Annotated in this window: 18 protein-coding genes; 14 read left to right on the forward strand and 4 right to left on the reverse strand. The window is 61.9% G+C overall.

Going from position 1 to position 16,248, the window contains the following annotated elements; translation table 11 throughout:
• Positions 1–28: 28 nt before the first annotated feature.
• The 3 genes from BW940_RS04375 to BW940_RS04385 all read left to right on the forward strand — a co-directional run bounded on the left by BW940_RS04375 (position 29) and on the right by BW940_RS04385 (position 3,268).
• Positions 29–1,540, forward strand: coding sequence for a DHH family phosphoesterase (locus BW940_RS04375; protein WP_076607968.1), 1,512 nt, complete (start codon positions 29–31; stop codon positions 1,538–1,540).
• Between the two features lie 59 nt (positions 1,541–1,599).
• Positions 1,600–2,406 carry a CBS domain-containing protein gene (locus BW940_RS04380; RefSeq protein WP_076607969.1) on the forward strand — a complete coding sequence of 269 codons (807 nt, stop codon included), beginning with the start codon at positions 1,600–1,602 and terminating at the stop codon, positions 2,404–2,406.
• A gap of 109 nt (positions 2,407–2,515) precedes the next feature.
• On the forward strand, positions 2,516–3,268 hold the full coding sequence (locus BW940_RS04385; protein ID WP_076607970.1) for an NAD(P)H-binding protein: 753 nt from the start codon (positions 2,516–2,518) through the stop codon (positions 3,266–3,268).
• 36 nt (positions 3,269–3,304) lie between these two features.
• On the opposite strand, the gene BW940_RS04390 is transcribed toward BW940_RS04385, so the two are convergent.
• On the reverse strand, positions 3,305–4,117 hold the full coding sequence (locus BW940_RS04390; protein WP_076607971.1) for a hypothetical protein: 813 nt from the start codon (positions 4,115–4,117) through the stop codon (positions 3,305–3,307).
• A gap of 345 nt (positions 4,118–4,462) precedes the next feature.
• Here BW940_RS04390 and BW940_RS04395 point away from each other — a divergent pair, with 345 nt between their 5' ends.
• Positions 4,463–5,773 carry a M28 family peptidase gene (locus BW940_RS04395; RefSeq protein WP_076607972.1) on the forward strand — a complete coding sequence of 437 codons (1,311 nt, stop codon included), beginning with the start codon at positions 4,463–4,465 and terminating at the stop codon, positions 5,771–5,773.
• A gap of 52 nt (positions 5,774–5,825) precedes the next feature.
• Positions 5,826–6,647 carry an NAD(+)/NADH kinase gene (locus BW940_RS04400; protein WP_076607973.1) on the forward strand — a complete coding sequence of 274 codons (822 nt, stop codon included), beginning with the start codon at positions 5,826–5,828 and terminating at the stop codon, positions 6,645–6,647.
• Between the two features lie 16 nt (positions 6,648–6,663).
• Here the strand turns inward: BW940_RS04400 and BW940_RS04405 are convergent, their stop codons facing one another.
• Together BW940_RS04405 and nth are read right to left on the reverse strand one after the other, a co-directional pair.
• Positions 6,664–6,912 (reverse strand): hypothetical protein, encoded by a 249-nt coding sequence (locus BW940_RS04405; protein WP_076607974.1) that lies wholly within the window; start codon positions 6,910–6,912, stop codon positions 6,664–6,666.
• Between the two features lie 100 nt (positions 6,913–7,012).
• Positions 7,013–7,696, reverse strand: coding sequence for an endonuclease III (nth, locus tag BW940_RS04410; protein WP_076607975.1), 684 nt, complete (start codon positions 7,694–7,696; stop codon positions 7,013–7,015).
• Positions 7,697–8,309: 613 nt separating this feature from the next.
• Here nth and BW940_RS04415 point away from each other — a divergent pair.
• The 8 genes from BW940_RS04415 (at position 8,310) to BW940_RS04450 (ending at position 14,907) form a co-directional block, all read left to right on the forward strand.
• Positions 8,310–8,939 (forward strand): class I SAM-dependent methyltransferase, encoded by a 630-nt coding sequence (locus BW940_RS04415; RefSeq protein WP_076607976.1) that lies wholly within the window; start codon positions 8,310–8,312, stop codon positions 8,937–8,939.
• Positions 8,940–9,062: 123 nt separating this feature from the next.
• Positions 9,063–9,989, forward strand: a complete 927-nt coding sequence (locus BW940_RS04420) for an ABC transporter ATP-binding protein (protein WP_076607977.1) — start codon at positions 9,063–9,065, stop codon at positions 9,987–9,989.
• Positions 9,982–10,767 (forward strand): ABC transporter permease subunit, encoded by a 786-nt coding sequence (locus BW940_RS04425; protein ID WP_076608125.1) that lies wholly within the window; start codon positions 9,982–9,984, stop codon positions 10,765–10,767. Before BW940_RS04420 ends, BW940_RS04425 begins: the two co-directional genes overlap by 8 nt.
• 103 nt (positions 10,768–10,870) lie before the next feature.
• Positions 10,871–11,746 carry a universal stress protein gene (locus BW940_RS04430; protein ID WP_076607978.1) on the forward strand — a complete coding sequence of 292 codons (876 nt, stop codon included), beginning with the start codon at positions 10,871–10,873 and terminating at the stop codon, positions 11,744–11,746.
• A gap of 85 nt (positions 11,747–11,831) precedes the next feature.
• A complete protein-coding gene (locus BW940_RS04435; RefSeq protein WP_076607979.1) occupies positions 11,832–12,257 on the forward strand; it encodes a universal stress protein in 426 nt (141 codons plus the stop codon).
• 108 nt (positions 12,258–12,365) lie between these two features.
• Positions 12,366–13,934 carry an ABC1 kinase family protein gene (locus tag BW940_RS04440; RefSeq protein ID WP_076607980.1) on the forward strand — a complete coding sequence of 523 codons (1,569 nt, stop codon included), beginning with the start codon at positions 12,366–12,368 and terminating at the stop codon, positions 13,932–13,934.
• A 39-nt stretch (positions 13,935–13,973) separates the two neighbouring features.
• Entirely contained in the window at positions 13,974–14,417 is a 444-nt protein-coding gene (locus BW940_RS04445) for a pyridoxamine 5'-phosphate oxidase family protein (RefSeq protein ID WP_076607981.1), read from the forward strand.
• Positions 14,418–14,490: 73 nt separating this feature from the next.
• Positions 14,491–14,907: a universal stress protein gene (locus BW940_RS04450; protein ID WP_076607982.1), complete on the forward strand. Its 417-nt coding sequence runs from the start codon at positions 14,491–14,493 to the stop codon at positions 14,905–14,907.
• Between the two features lie 80 nt (positions 14,908–14,987).
• Here the strand turns inward: BW940_RS04450 and BW940_RS04455 are convergent, their stop codons facing one another.
• Complete coding sequence (locus tag BW940_RS04455; RefSeq protein WP_235847771.1) at positions 14,988–15,422, reverse strand: pyridoxamine 5'-phosphate oxidase family protein; 435 nt, start codon at positions 15,420–15,422, stop codon at positions 14,988–14,990.
• Between the two features lie 430 nt (positions 15,423–15,852).
• Between BW940_RS04455 and BW940_RS04460 the strand changes: the two genes are divergently transcribed.
• On the forward strand, positions 15,853–16,188 hold the full coding sequence (locus BW940_RS04460) for a DUF7344 domain-containing protein (RefSeq protein ID WP_076607984.1): 336 nt from the start codon (positions 15,853–15,855) through the stop codon (positions 16,186–16,188).
• Positions 16,189–16,248 lie beyond the last annotated feature (60 nt).

Raw genomic sequence — 16,248 nt, forward strand, 5'->3', positions numbered from 1 at the left:
TACCCGTCGCGGTGGCAAGCCGGCATAAATGGTTTTCCGGCTCGTACTCGGGTGTGGGACTGTCGGTCGGAAAGTCGTCGATCGATTCCACGATCGCGACGACACTGCTCGCGACCGACTCCTCGTTGTGACCGATGATACGAGCACCGTAGAGACGCTTCGCGACGAGAGCGTTCCCGCTCGAAACGCCGATCCGACTGATCCATCCGTAATCGCAAACGTCGAGTCGCCCGACGTGATCGTCGTCGCGAGCGATCGGACCGACGTCAATCGAGCCGCACTCGAGCGAGCGCGAGCGCAGTTCCAGACAGCGTTGATCGTCGCATACCTCGGTGGGAACGCAACCAGTGGCGATCGGAGCGCGTTCGACGACCTCGCAGATCGCGTAATCGATGCCGAGTCGGCGATGGTCGATCACATCCTCAATGGCGTGGCCCGTCCGTCGGCCGATGCCGCCATCGGCCTGCGAAAACAGCTATCGTCGATCGACGGCCGACTGGCGGTCGTCATGCACGACAACCCGGACCCGGATGCGATTGCGAGCGCCGTCGGGCTGACCGATATCGCTGCAGAGGTCGATATCGATGCCGACGCCTGCTACTTCGGCGACATCTCCCATCAGGAAAACCGCGCGATGGTCAACCTACTCGACCTCGATCTTCGAAACCTGTCGCCGACGGACTCGCTCGAGGAGTACGACGCGTTCGCACTGGTCGATCACTCCCGTCCCGGCGTCAACGACCAGTTACCCGAAGACCTCCACGTCGACATCGTCATCGATCATCATCCACCTCGCGGACCGGTTCCCGGCGAGTTCGTCGATCTCCGTGAACACGCGGGCGCGACCAGTACCGTCCTGACCGACTACCTCGAGCGGTTCGGGCTCGAGCCCAGTGTGGCGACGGCGACGGCGTTACTGTACGGAATCCGGATCGATACGAACGATTTCACTCGAGAGGTATCACCGGCGGATTTCGACGCCGCATCGATTCTCTACCCATACGTCGACACGTCGGTGCTGGATCAGATCGAACAGCCGACGGTCGAAGGGGAGACCCTGGAGACGGTCGCTCGAGCGATCAAAAACCGCATCCAGCGAGCGTCGGTCGCCGTGGCGAGCGTCGGGCGGATCAGTGACCGCGATGCGTTGCCACAGGCGGCCGATCAACTGCTGGCGATGGACGGCATCGAGACGACGCTGGTTTTTGGCTTCCGGGACGAGATGGCGTTTCTCTCGGCGCGGTCACGGGCTTCCGACGTCGACCTCGGCGAGACGCTTCGGGATGCGTTTGATCGGATCGGCAGCGCCGGTGGTCACGCCGATATGGCCGGCGCACAACTCGAGATCGGCATTCTGGGGAGTACGAACGACGAGAACGAGGTCGAGTCGATCGTCAGCGTCGTCGAAGAAGTAATCACGAACCGATTTCTCGAGGCGATCGAGACCCGACCCGGGACGTCGGTTGGGGCCTACACCCAGACCAGCGAGTGGCTGTTTACGATCGACGAGGGAGACGCCGAAAGCGAGGAGTCCGCGTAGTGTCGGGGCGGCGAAAGCGGGAAGACAGCCTTTTGCACGCGGGAACCGTTGGATCAGCTATGGATGTTGTATCGGACAGGAGCAAGCCGCAGGTCAAAGAGTATATGACGCGAGACGTGGTGACGGTCGCCCCCGATTCGACGGTCAGCGACGTCGCAACGCGAATCGCCGAGAGCGACGAACACAGTGGCTTCCCTGTCTGTGAGCGACGCCGCGTAGAGGGGTTTATCAGTGCCCGCGATCTGTTGCTGGCCGACGACGACGACCCTATTTTCAAGGTGATGGCGACGGACTTACTCGTCGCCCATCCCGATATGAAAGTGACCGACGCGGCCCGCGTGATTCTCCGGTCGGGAATCCAGAAACTCCCCGTCGTCGACGACGCCGGGAATCTCGTCGGGATCATCTCGAACGCCGATGTCATCCGCAGCCAGATCGAGCGTGCAACCCCCGAAAAGGTCGGGAAGCTGATGCGAACGCTCGAGCAGATCCACGAGATCGAGCTCGAGCAAGAACGACGGACGGTGCCACTCGCGGATCTCACACCCACGCAGGGGCGCGTGTACGCCGACGAACTCGAGGGCCGACGGTACGAACTCGAGCACGGGCTGGCCGAGCCGCTGGTCGTTATCGACAACAACGGGACGCTCTTGCTGGCCGACGGGCACCACCGCGTCCTCGCGGCGGACCGGCTCGATATCGACGAAATGGATGCCTACGTCATCGTTATCGATCAGGAAGTCGAGCTCGGGATGGCCAACACGGCAGCGAAAGAGGAGTTAGAGCAGATCGATGACATCGATGTCGTCGATTACGCCCGCCATCCGCTCGTCCAGACGACGAAACGACTGCAGTCGACCAAGTAGGCGGCGGTCGTCCGAGACTGGTCGTTCGGCGAGACTGTGTCCCGTTTTTGACTGTCAACGGAGCTGATACCGGGTGAAGATTATCCGTGCCCGGACAGTACCCCACTCGATGACTGACATCGGAACCGAGACGCCATCCCGTGTTCTTATCGCTGGAGCAAGCGGCGACACCGGGAACGAGCTGTTGTCCGTGTTACGACCGACGGAGCTCACCGTTCGTGCGACGACGCGCTCGTGTGCCCACGCCGACACCCTCGAGCGACTCGGTGCCGACGAGGTGATCGTCGCCGACTTCTTCGAATCGGCCGACGCGGTCGCAGCCGTCGAGGACTGCGATCTCATCTACTGTGCGCTCGGCACGCCACCGAGCTGGCGACACACGGTTGGCGGCAAACTTGTCGATCGAACCGGCGTCATCAATCTCGTGACGGCCGCGCTGGGTGCTGATGTCGACTATTTCGTCCTCGAGAGCGCGATCGGCGTCGGGAACTCGAAAGCCGGCCTCTCGCTGCCTGCTCGCCTCCTGATCCGCGGCTCGCTGCGTGCCAAACGGGACGCCGAGGCTGCGTTGTCCCGTTCCGGGCTGGCGTATACGATTATTCGGCCGGGACGACTCACGAACGCGCCGCCGACCGACGAACCCGTCGTCGGCAGGGGTGGTAACTCCGTGGCGGGATCGATCCCCCGGGCCGACGTCGCTCGACTCATGGCCGTGGCACCGTTTACTCCCGACGCACGGAATCGGACGTTCGAGGTCGTCAGTCGTGATGGGCTCACTGAACGGCCGCGTAACGTCGTTGCCATCGACTGGGCGTTCGACCGTCTGGACGACCTCGAGACGGCCAAGCGAGATGGGCCCTGATCCGTCTGCGCCCGAACCAACGGGACCGGCCGCGTCTCACAGGAAGAGCATCGAGACCAGTCCAACGATACCCGCGAGCGCAAAGCTGACGCCAGGAACTGCGAGCAGCCCGCCAAAGATCAGATAGAGCGAACCCGACCGCTGTCGATCGGCGAGGACGGTCGGCTCGTCACCCGCCGTAATTTCGAACCAGTCATCGCCGGTGACGGTAACCAGCGTGTGCCGGTCGCTCGAGTCGGTGACGGAGCCACCGAAGACGTGGACGTCGCTTCCAGTCTCGAGGCGATGTTCGCGGTACTGACGCCGTGTAACGCCCGCCGGATCGGAATCCACAGCGTCGGGTTCGGTACCAGCCTCCGGGAGGCCGGCCGTCTGGAGTCGATCCAGCACATCACTCGAGAGCGCTGTTCGATCCGTCCACGGCGTCCCCTCGGCTCCCCAGTCAGTCAGCGAGAGGACCGCGTTTGCCGGATCGACGGCGAGGCGATCGACGCCGTCGTCGACCGCGAAGGGGACGCCAGCCGAGATTCCCCTGTCGAATGTCCACGCCGACTCACCGACGTCCCCGTTCTCATCGCGGGTGCGGGACTGCACCGTATAGGCCAGACACGTCGTCCCGGAAATCGGTCCCTCGAGTGTCTCCTCGCCGTGGGGCTGTACCGTTCCCTCGAACTCGACGAGACCGCTCGCCTCGGGGACCGCTCCCAACGGGATCGGCTCGGCCTCGCGGAGTGCTCGAGCGGTCCGGAGACGACCGACACCGACCGCAGCGATCGAGAGACCACCACCCAGGATCGCGAACCCGAACAGTGCCACGATCCCCATCGCGACGGGCCCCAGCGACGACATACCTCGCGATTGCACGCCGGGAAGAATAACTCCCGCGACACTCGAGGCACGTCCGATCGGCGTCAGTGGTGAGCAGTGCGCAACTCGTGGTAGCTGACAGGTCCCAAACTGGTTTGGGGATATCGATATATGGTATGGCATAGTATAACACGACACGGTAGGTCGGCAGCACTGCACCTGTTGCCCTGCCGTCGCACTCCCCAATCGATTCGGTTTTTTGGACGAACTGACTCCAGAGATACCGGCGAAGCCCGCTCACAGACGCTTCTTGAACGACGTGAAACTGCCAGCCGATCCGAAGCCGCGAGCGGTACAGTTACCCGCCCGCACGGCGATGCCCGTACCATGACGCGCTGGATTGGTGAGATCTTTACGAGCGATGTCGGCTGGGCCCATCTCGAGGCGCTCGTCGATATCGAGACCCGGATGGCAGGGAGCGACGGCGAACGCGAGGCCGCGGCACTGACACGTGATGCACTTGCGGATGTCGGCGCGAGAAACGCCCGCCTCGAGTCGTTCGAGATTCAGGGCTGGACCCGCGGTGAGAGTTCGATCACGGCCGGCGAGACGACCCAGGAGTGTATCGCACTCCCGCGGAGTCCGTCCGCGAACGTCTCGGCACCGCTGGTCGACCTCGGCTACGGCCTCCCCGACGATTTCGAGACGGCCGACCTCGAGGGCGCAATTGCCATGGTCCGCAGCGATATTCCGGAGTACGCCGACCGCTACATCCACCGCCGGGAGAAGTACTATCACGCCGTCGCCAACGGGGCCGTCGGCTTCGTCTACCGCAACCACGTCGAGGGCTGTCTCCCGCCAACGGGGAGCGTGGGGACTGACGACGAGCCGGTCGGTGAGATTCCGGCCGTCGGCGTCTCGAGCGAGGTCGGGGCGCGACTGGCCCGTCGATTTGACGGCGACGAAGTTACGCTCGCGGTCGACGCCGAGATTCACGAGGCGACCAGCCAGAACGTCCACGCCGAACTCGGCCCCGACACCGACGAGCGCGTGCTCGTGACCAGCCACGTCGACGCCCACGACATCGCGGAAGGGGCACTCGACAACGGCGCTGGCACGGCGATGCTCGTCGAACTCGCGACCGCGCTGGCGAGTCGTGAGGCCGACCTCGAGACCCGCGTCGAGTTCGTCGCCTACGGGGCCGAGGAGGTGGGATTGGTCGGCTCCACGCATCACGCCGAGACGACCGACCACGAGACGATCAAAGCGATCGTCAACACCGACGGCGTCGTCCGCGATCGAACGCTCTCGATGACGACCCACGGGTTCGACGGCCTCGAGGCCGCTGCAGACACCGTTTCGGAGCGGTACGACCATCCGATCGAGACGGTGCCAAAACTCGGTCCCCACAGCGACCACTGGTCGTTTGTCAAGTGGGGCGTGCCGGGGTATCACGTCACGTCGACGTCCGACGAGGTCGGCCGCGGCTGGGGACACACCTTCGCCGACACCATCGAGAAACTCGAGCGGCGCACCCTCCGAGAGCAAGCGGTCTTACTGACCGACCTCGTCGTCGAACTGGCACGCGAGGCCGTCAGTATCGAGCACCGAACCCCCGACTCGATTGCCGCCGACCTCGAGTCACAGGGACTCGCAGAGGGCATGCGCGTGACCGGTGACTGGCCCTACGAGACGTAGTCACCCGGGAGACAACCGCACGCTTTTTTTCGGGCCGCGTCAACGAGGTGGCATGGACGCCGCGTGGTTCGAAGCCAAGCAGCCGGTCGTCGGAATCGTCGAGCGAACGCGAACGGACGGCAGTGACGATGCCGACACGCGGTCGATTCGCGTCGATGATGCGCTCGAGGCGACGCTGGAGAGCGCCGACGCGACGAGCGTTTGTGGCGACCTCGAGGCCGTCCTCGCGGCGGAGCCGTCACTGCTGGTGGCTGCGGGGGAGTCGACACTTTCGGCAGTCGCTCGAGCCAATCCCGACGTGCCCGTCCTGCCGGTCGGCAACGTCCCCGGAATCGACGCCGTCGGCCACGACACGCTCCCGGCCGCGCTCGAGGCCGCGCTCACCGGCGATGGGACGATTCGACAGCGGTCAGTGCTGGGTGTCGACGTCGACGACACAACTCGAGACAGTGAGCGTTCTCCTGTGCGGGCGCTGTTCGACGTTTCGCTCGTCACCGACGAACCGGCACGGATCTCCGAGTACGCTGTCTCGAGTCGCGGCGACTTGATCGCGACCTTTCGGGCCGATGGCGTCGTCGTCGCGACGCCGGCAGGTAGTCACGGCTACGCCAGCGCTGTCGACGCGCCCCACCTCTCGCCGGCCGTCGACGCCGTCGCTGTGACTCCGATCGCGCCGTTTGTCATGCAGACTCGCCAGTGGGTGCTTCCCGAGGACGGCCTCGCGCTCACCGTCGAGCGCAACGACACTGCCGTCAGGCTCGTGGTTGACGATCGACCGGTCGCGACAGTTCCCGTCGACGCAACAGTCACGATCGCCGTCGACGGGACGCTGTCGATGCTTGCCGTTTCCGAGACCATGCTCGAGTCAGACTAAGTGATCGACCGGGGATCTAGCTGTTGTGGGGCTCCTCGTCGCGGTGATTGTCCGGGTTGAGGTTCTCGAGGGCGTCGTTCTCCCGCTCGTCGGATTTGTGTTCGATATCCTGCCGACGCTGTTCTTCGTCGTGACGCTCGCGGGCCTCTTTCTCCGCGTCGGTGAGTTTCTCGTCTTCCTCGTCGTCGGCCTCGGTGTCCTCGTGTGCCAGTTCGACGTCCCGTCCGTGCTCGTCTGTGTCGGTCTCGTCAGTGGTGTCGGACATGCTGATCCCGACTGGCGATATCGTCGATTCCCGAAGAGACGTTTGGCTTGCGAGGGTCGGCGTGGGGACGTGGGTGTCAGCTGGCGGCGTGACGTCGGCGTTACCAGGGCTCGCCGGAGGCGAGATCGACCTCGCTGTCACCCTTTGCGGAGGGACAGACGTCGGCCAGCACGCAGTCCGCACAGTCGGGATTCCGAGCCGTACAGGTCGCCCGACCGTGATCGATACAGAGGTGGGTGAACTGCTGCCAGTAGCCTTCGGGAACGATCCCCATGAGGTCCTGTTCGATCGGCTCTGGATACTCCTCATCGGTCAGGCCGAGTCGACGCGAAAGTCGCTGGACGTGGGTATCAACCACAATCCCTTCGACGACGTCGTGGGCGTGCTGGAGGACCACGTTCGCTGTCTTTCGGCCGACACCCGACAGCTCCGTGAGTTCGTCCATCGTATCCGGCACCTCGCCGTCGTGGTCCTCGAGGATCGTCGCACAGGCGCTGCGGATGTATTTGGCCTTGTTGTTGTAGTACGTGATCGAGTTCAGGTCCTCGGCGAGTTCCTCCTGTGAGACGTCGGCGTAGTCTGCCGCCCCATCGTACTTCTCGAAGAGATGTTTCGTCTCTTTGTTCACGCGTTCGTCAGTACATTGTGCCGAGAGGATCACCGAAATCAGCAATTCGAGGCGGTTGGCATACCGCAGCGAAATCGTCGAGTCTGGATAGGCTTCCTCGAGACGCGTAATGACTTCCTCGGCCTGTTCCTCGCGGCTCTCGAGCGGGGTTCCCATTGTGCGTTCGTTGCGAGAGTGACCATTTGATCCTGTCGGTCAGCGATTGTGAGACCTCGAGGCCGGTCGTCGACGACTCACTGTTGGCGAGACCACAGATTCTGTGTTCGAGTAATAATCAGAAATAAATATATTTACTATTTTGTGAGAAGTGAGATGGGTCCGTGAGTCGGCGTTGACGGAGACAGATAATCAACAGGTACTCGAGTATACGAACAGTTCAACACGGTTAGACGACAGTAGCGGGCGGTGACGTGTTTGTTCGATCGACGACCCATCGATTACGTCGGTTTCCGAGTGAAAGTACCCAATCTGGCGGTTGTTCATCTGCTAAACCCGAGTGTCTCGCTCGGACGAGCTCTCCCTCGACAGTATATACGTAGACCGATAGTAGTAGATACTTATCAAACTCTCGTTATGTATATTGGTGCGCTCCCAATCAACTGGGCAGGCCGTCACCATCCGTCGGACCGACGGAGAACACGACACGCACTGTCAGAATGCGGCTGGCTGTTCCGATCTACAAGTATCGTTCGGTGGCTTCGTTCGACGGTGCAGTTACGGCTGTGCTGTGGTACCAAGCGTTAGTAGTCCCCGTCTCGTACGCTCGAGCATGCCGCACACAGCGCCGTTCGAGGAACACACCGACCGGTATGAGGGGTGGTTCGAGGCCCATGAAGCCGTGTACCAATCCGAACTCGAGGCTCTGGAACGCTTGGTGCCGTCGCCCGGATACGGCCTCGAAATCGGCGTCGGCAGCGCACGCTTTGCCGAACCGCTCGGGCTGTCGGTCGGGATCGATCCAGCCGAGGCGATGCTCGAGTACGCCCGCGAGCGAGGGATCGACACTGTCAGAGGTGTCGCCGAAGCACTCCCGTTCGCAGACGACGCGTTCGAGACCGCGCTGATCGTGACGACGATCTGTTTCGTCGACGATATCCCGCAGACGCTGGCCGAAGCGGATCGAATTCTCGAGCCGTCTGGACGACTCGTGATCGGATATATCGACAGGGACAGCCCCGTCGGCCAGCGGTATCAGGAGACCAAAGACGAGAATCCGTTCTACAGGGACGCGACGTTCGTTTCGACCGACGAACTCGTCGCGGCGCTCGAGACGGCCGGGTTCACCGAGGTCGAGTTCGTCCAGACCATCTACCACTGGCTCGATGAAATCGATAGCCCCGAACCGATCGAGGAGGGGTACGGCGACGGCTCGTTCGTCGGGATCAAAGCGACTCGGTGATGGTCTGACCAGCCGCGGGCATCGACCGACCCGATATCGACAGATCGGATTGCCCTGTCGGAAACGTATCTCATTACGCGACTCACCAGTACAGCCAAATGAGTTCGTTGAGTAGCCCGTTCTATGACCGCCATCGAACTCGAGGGACTCACGAAAGATTACGGCGAGGTCCTCGCAAACGACGACCTGACGTTCAGCGTCGAAACTGGGGAGGTCTTCGGCTATCTGGGGCCGAACGGGGCGGGGAAGACGACGACAATTCGGATGCTTCTCGGGTTCATTTCCCCGACGGCGGGGACTGGCCAGGTACTGGGACACGATATCCGGGACGAACGAGCGCTCATCGAAGCCAAACGGCAGATCGGGTATCTCTCCGACGAGCCGGGGTTCGACGAGCAGGCGACTGGCAACGAAATCCTCGAGCTCCACGCCGCGGTCAAAGGCGACGAGCGAAGCGACGAACTCCTCGCGTTGTTCGATCCCCCGATGGACCGACAGATTCGCGAGTACTCGCGCGGGAACGTCCAGAAGCTGGGGCTCGTGACAACGTTCATGCACGATCCGGAGCTCGTGATCTTAGACGAGCCAACGAGCGGCCTCGATCCGCTGATGAAACAGCGCTTTGCTGAGTTCCTCCGACGCGAGAAAGAAAACGGGGTGACGGTCTTCTTTTCCTCGCACATTTTGAGCGAGGTTCGACGGCTCTGTGACCGCGTCGGCATTATTCGCGGTGGGGAACTCGTCACGATCGAACCGATCGAGACGCTGTTGACTCGAAGCGGGAAGGCGGTGCGCATCCAGAGCGAGACGCCGATTCCGCTCACGGTGCTCGATATCGATGGCGTCCACGACCTCGAGTCGAGTCTTCCCGGTGGCACGGACGATATCGATCCGTCGTCGGCATTTACCGAATGTGCGTTTACGTTCACTGGCGACATCAATCAACTCCTCGCGGCCCTCTCCGAGTACGACCTGCTGGATCTCTCGATCGAGGAAGCACCACTCGAGGACGTCTTCCTGCGATTTTACGGCGGTGGGACCGATGTTTGAATTCCTTCGATATGACGGACGAAAACGGCTCATGGGGAGTCTATATCTGTCGATCGGCATGGCACTCCTGGCGGCGATGATCATCTGGGTCTACCCCTCGTTCCGTGACGCGTTCGACGAGGACGAACTGCTCGCGGCCTACCCACAGGAGCTCATCCAGCTGTTCGACGTCCAGACGATGACTGCACTCGAGGGCTTTCTCGCGTTCGAACTCTACGTCTTCGGCTGGGTGATCCTGCTCGGCCTCTACTTCGCCTACAGTGCCGCGGGTGTGATCGCCGACGAGGTCGACCGGGGCCGAATGGACTCGCTGCTGGCGATGCCGGTGTCCCGACGGCGGCTCTTGACTGAGAAGTTCGCGTCGCTTGGCGTGCCGATCGTCATCGTGAACCTCCTGTTGCCGCCCGTCGTGCTCGTCGGTGCCTGGCTGATCGACGAATCGCTGTCCGTGGCCGACGTGTTCGCCGTCCATCTCCTGTCGATCCCGTATCTGTTCGCCTGTGCTGGGATCGGTCTCGTCTGCTCTGTCGTGTTCGATCGCTCGTCGATCGCCCAACGGGTTGCCCTCGGGGCGACGTTTGCCCTCTTCCTGATGGAATCGGTGCTCGAGGGAACCGATTACGAAGCGATCGGGGCACTGACGCCGATGCGGTACTTCGATCCGAACGAAATCCTACTCGAGGGGACGTACGACCTCGTTGGCGCTGGCATCCTGATCGCGATGACCCTGTTGTTCGTCGTCGGCAGCCAGTTCTGGTTTGCACGGAAAGATATCTAGCCGTCTGTCAGCAGACAATTATTTTTGTGGCGTCCCCAGCACGTCCACAGCCGGCGTTGAAGGGATAGTATAAGGATGATACACGTATGACGTGTGAGATACCATGTCTGATGTACGATCCGATACCGACGGCACCGTGCTGGTCCCGGTTGCGAACTCGGAGACTGCCGACCGCCAGCTCGATACCGCGATCGATATCGCAACCGATCGGTCGTACCGAATCCTGCTCGTCTACATCGTCGACGTTCCGTCCCAACTGTCGCTAAAAGACGGCCGCCGATACCTGCTCGAGGACGACGATGAGGCGATGCTTGCGGATGCGGCGGCGCGTGTTGAGGCCGCCGGGGTCCCTGTGGACAAGCGGATCCGGATGGCTCGCGGTGTCTCCACGGGAATCGTCGGGGCCGCCGAAAAGTACGATGTCGACACGATTCTGATGGGATGGCGCGGACGACCGCCACGACAGGACGTCATTCTGGGCAACCACATCGACAGAGTTCTGCGAGACGCCGAGTGTGACGTACTCGTCAAACGGATCAAGACGCCGAGACCGGAGCCAGTCGAGCGGGTTCTCGTTCCGGTCGCTGGTGGCCCACACGAGGGCCTCGCTGTCGACACGGCTGCCTCGATCGCCAGCCGAAACGACGCTGCTGTCACGCTGTTGCACGTCCGCGAATCGGACGACCCCGAACGGACGACAAACGAAGCGAAAACGTTACTTGCCGAGGCCGCAGCCGCGTTCGACGACAGTCAGTCGGTCGATCGTCGCATCGTCGAAAGCGACGACGTTGCGGGGACGATCACTGACTCGACCAGCGAACACGACGTCACCGTCCTCGGAACCTCACGGGGCGGACTCGTCCAGCGAGCGCTCCTCGGGACGATCTCCGAAGCGGTGGGGAGACACGCCGCCAACACGGTCATCCTGGCAAAGCGCCACGATCCCGTTCCCTCGCGGCTTCGTCGACTGCTCTCCTGATACTGTCGGACAGAAGTCAGTCGTTACGATACCAGCCCGTGTCAATCGGAGACAGGATTATCCCGACTGCGAGAGTAATACGCACATGGTTGATCGCGTTCTCGTTCCGTACGATGGGTCGACACCGTCGAACGACGCCCTCGAGTACGCCTTCGAGACGTTTCCCGAGGCCGATGTGACGGCCGTACATGTCATCGAGGTACCGGAGTCACACGTCGCGTTTCTCGAGGGCCCGGAGATCCGGCCACCGGTCACCGAAAAGGCCCGCGAACACGCGACGGAGATCCTCGAGGGCGCGATGGAACTCGCCGCTGTGCGTGGCCGCAAGCTCGAGACGGATATCGTGACGGGAAAGCCGGAACGCCGGATCGTCGACTACGCAACGCGGACCGACCACGAGACGATCGTCATCGGGAGTCACGGCCGACGGGGCGTCTCGAGAATCCTGCTTGGGGACGTGGCAGCGGACGTCGTTCGCCGGGCCCCGATGCCCGTCGTCGTCGTTCGCTAGCGACCGATCCGTCGACGCTGATCGGTGAGTCGACAATATATTCCTGGTGGCTGTTCAAACGGATGCTATGGACGGCCTTTCGAGCGACTGTCGGGTTCTCATCGATCAATGACGGGGTACTATCGGCGCTATCTGCAGGTGCTCGTCCAGTTCGTTCCTCTCGCGATCGCGTTGTTGCGAGACCGTCGGCGATTCCTGCTGTTCGGTCCGTCCCGCCGGGTGTCGACGGCAACGCACCGAGATCGGGCCGAACGACTCACCGAGACGATGCTCGAGCTCGGCCCGGCGTTTATCAAGGTCGGACAGGTGCTGTCGACACGACCGGATATCGTCCCGCCGACGTACGTCGAGGCGTTTTCGAGGTTACAGGACGAAGTTCCCGAAGGTGCAGGCGGTGATCCGCTGACCGTCGTCGAATCCGAACTCGGCGACGAACTCGATCTCGAGACGCTCGAGCCGGTCGCTGGCGGCTCGCTCGCGTTCGTCTACACCGCCGAGTACGATGACGAGCGAATCGCCCTGAAAGTCCGACGACCGGGGCTGGTGCCGGTGATCGAGCGTGACCTGCGGGTTATCAGGGGGCTCGTGCCGTTGCTGTCGATGGTTGCCGACGAGCACCAGCAGTACTCGATCGAGAACCTCGCCGACGACTTCGAGAACATCATCCTCGAGGAGTTAGATTTCGAACGCGAGGCGTCGATCATGGCCGAAATCAAGGCCAACATGGGGGACGATAAGCGGGTCGTCGTCCCCGCAACGTACTCCGAACTCTGCTCCGAACGCGTGGTCGCGATGGAGTACGTCGAAGGGACGAAGATTACCGACGACCGCGCCCTCGCCGCGGCTGGTGTCGAACCGACCGAGATGGCGACGCTGATCGCCCGCACGTATCTGCAGATGGGGCTCGTCGATGGCGTCTTTCAGGCCGACCCACACCCCGGCAACCTCGCGGTGACCGACGATGGACGGCTCGTCATCTACGATTACGGCATGAGCCAGCGGCTGACCCCACAGGAACAGGCCGATCTCACGAGTCTGTACCGAACGCTCGTCCGTCGTGACGTCGACGGCCTGTTGAACACGCTCATCGCCCTCGAGATACTCGATCCAACGGTCGATCGGGCCGCAGTCAGACGGGTGCTCGAACTGGTGATCGAGAACCTCGAGGGACGCTCCGAAATCACCTGGCGGGCGATCATCACCGAGTTGCTCTCGATGCTTCATGACTTCCCGTTTCGGATCCCGCCGAACGTGATGTTGCTCATTCGTGCCGGGACGGTCGGCGAAGGTGTCTGTCGAACGCTCGATCCGGAGTTCGACTTCCTCGAGGCGACGCGGTCGTTTCTCGTCGATCACGGGTTCATCGAGAGCGAGTTCGAGGCGTTGCTCGCGGACGTCCGGGCGGACGTTCGCGAGTCCGCACCCGTCCTCGCTCGAGCACCCGCCCGGTTCGATACCGTCTTCGGACAGCTCGAACGCGGCGAACTCGTCGTCAGAACCGAGCCGGTCGAGGCGACACCCGGCGGCGATCCGGCGGTCGGCTACGCGGTCGTCGCTGGCTCCCTGTTCGTCGCGACGGCCGTCCTGACGTTCCACGAGTTGCCACTCGAGGTCGTGAGTCTGGTCGCCGCACTCGTCGTGTTCGGACAGTACGTTCGCCGAAGACGAGCGACCTGATGCGGGGGATTCTTGGCGGTGTCGCCCCAAGAGCGACCAATGGACAAAATCTCCTATGAGTATACGTTCGGGATGGACGACGCAGCCATCGACGAAACACTCCACGACCACGAGGTCGGCGTCCTCGCCCTCGCGGACGATGCGAGCGCCTACGCTGTGCCGGTCGCCTACCACTACGACGGCTCGTCGCTGTACATTCGGCTGACGAACGACGGCTCGAGTACGAAGATGGCGTTTCTCGAGGCGACGGCAGACGCCTGCCTCTGTCTGTACGACATCGAGCGGGCGGATACGTACTGGAGCATCATCGTCAGGGGGCCGATACGGAAGCTCTCTGCCGACGAACAAGCGGCATTCGACGACACGGCTGTCAACGAATCGTTCCGACAGCTGCCCGTCTTCGATCAGGACGTCGAAGCGCTCGAGGTCGAGATCTACGAACTCGAGATGGAGACGGTAACCGGGCGAGAACGGGAGCCATGACCGGCGGCCTGTCAGTTCCAGTAGGCAGGGTACTCCCAGCACATATATATGTCCGTTTCGTGAATAGGTTCACATGAACGTTCTTGTCCCGGTCGATGAATCCGATCCAGCACAAGAGGCCGTCCAACATGCCGTCACGACGTATCCAGACGCCACGATCACGGCGCTTCACGTCATCAACCCGTCGATGGCGATGTATCGTGGGGAGATGGCGTACAACTACGAGCGGCTCATCGAACTCGAGGAGGAAGAAGCCGAGACGCTGTTCGAAACGATCGAAGAGATCGGCGAGGAACACGACGTGTCGATCACGACGGAGCTGATGGTCGGGACGCCTGCCCGCAGTATCGTCTCGTTCGCAGAGGACAACGACGTCGATCAGATCGTCCTCGGCAGCCACGGTCGCTCCGGGATGTCACGCGTTCTGCTGGGAAGCGTCGCCGAACAGGTTGTCCGGCGTGCGACGGTTCCAGTCACCGTCGTTCGGTAAGCCGGCGGCCACATCGCTCGACGTTGGTGATGGGACTGGACGTCGGCAGTGTGACAACGGCTGCTGCCGGTCGAAGCCACTCACTCGGACAGTGCGACACCAGAGAGTTCGTCCGCCCGCAATTCGTACCACTCGAGGTCAATATCGCTGTTGGAGACGTCGATGTCTTTGGCGACGCGGTAGTACCAGGCCTCGATCTCGTCGTCGAGTTCGCTCTCGTCGATCCGCTCGAACGGGCCGCTTGCGATCACGCTTGTCCAGTCGTGGGGGTCGTGCCACGCGTAGACGGTTAGACAGACTTCGTCAGTCGCCTCGATGAACTCGCGTTTTTTGCTGTCCTCGGCGAATCCGAGGTCCATGATCGCTCGTTGCTCGTCCGGATCGTATGCGAACGCGACCGGAATGCCGTACGCGTGACGCCCGTTCGAAAGGGAGAGAACGCCCGTCGCCTGGTTGTTGAGAAATGCAGTGATCTCCTCGTCAGCCATCGTTTGTCCGTACCATGAATCGGTCATTCGGGGCACCGACGTGATAGACAACAAAGCCCCTTATAGAAGGGATGGGAACCAGTAGCTTGCCAAGAGTGACAAGGTGAACCGACTGTCAGCTCAAGAAAGATATCCGGACCGCGAATCGGGATGACGGCCAACAGTCTTCTACCGGGCACTGACTCGAGCAGACGGCGACGAACCCGACGCTGCCATCGAGGAGTTGCGGCGGGCCTCTGCTCGTGGCGAGTTCTCGGAGAACCGTTCGAGAACCGGCGCGAACGACTCGAAGAGGATCGATACCGGAGCCCCCGAGCGCGTATTTTCCTCCACCTAGTTATTATATTTCTTTAAAATGAGATATAATGAATATTTCAATGCCCATGGAACTTTCAGTCCGTGGGAACACCATACGGGATATTTTACCCCGCTCGTTCACGGTTGAATCATCAAAACCATGAACGAGTGTCAGATTATGGACGAAGACGGCGTCACACAGTGTGCGTGTCGGACAGACGATGTCCTCCGTCTACTCGCGGACACCCGTCGCCGGAAGTTCATCGCTGCGTTAGAATCCTGTGAGGACGGCTGGATACAGGTGGAACCGCTTCTTCGTCAGACCATCCCAGCCGGGAAAACCAGTCTCGAGGCCTGGACACGGGAGTTCTGTCACGTCCACTTACCGATGCTCGAGGATCATGGACTCATCGACTACGACAGCGAGGACGGGCTGATACGACGCTATCACTGTGAACTGGTGTCTGACGTTCTTGCAGTGATCGATTCGGATTGACGCCGCTCTCGTTGCGGATCCCGTCCCGTATCGAGCCTAGCCGACGGCGACACCGAGAGT

Origin of the sequence: Natronorubrum thiooxidans (assembly GCF_900156475.1) — an archaeon.
GTDB classification, from domain to species: Archaea; Halobacteriota; Halobacteria; order Halobacteriales; family Natrialbaceae; genus Natronorubrum; species Natronorubrum thiooxidans.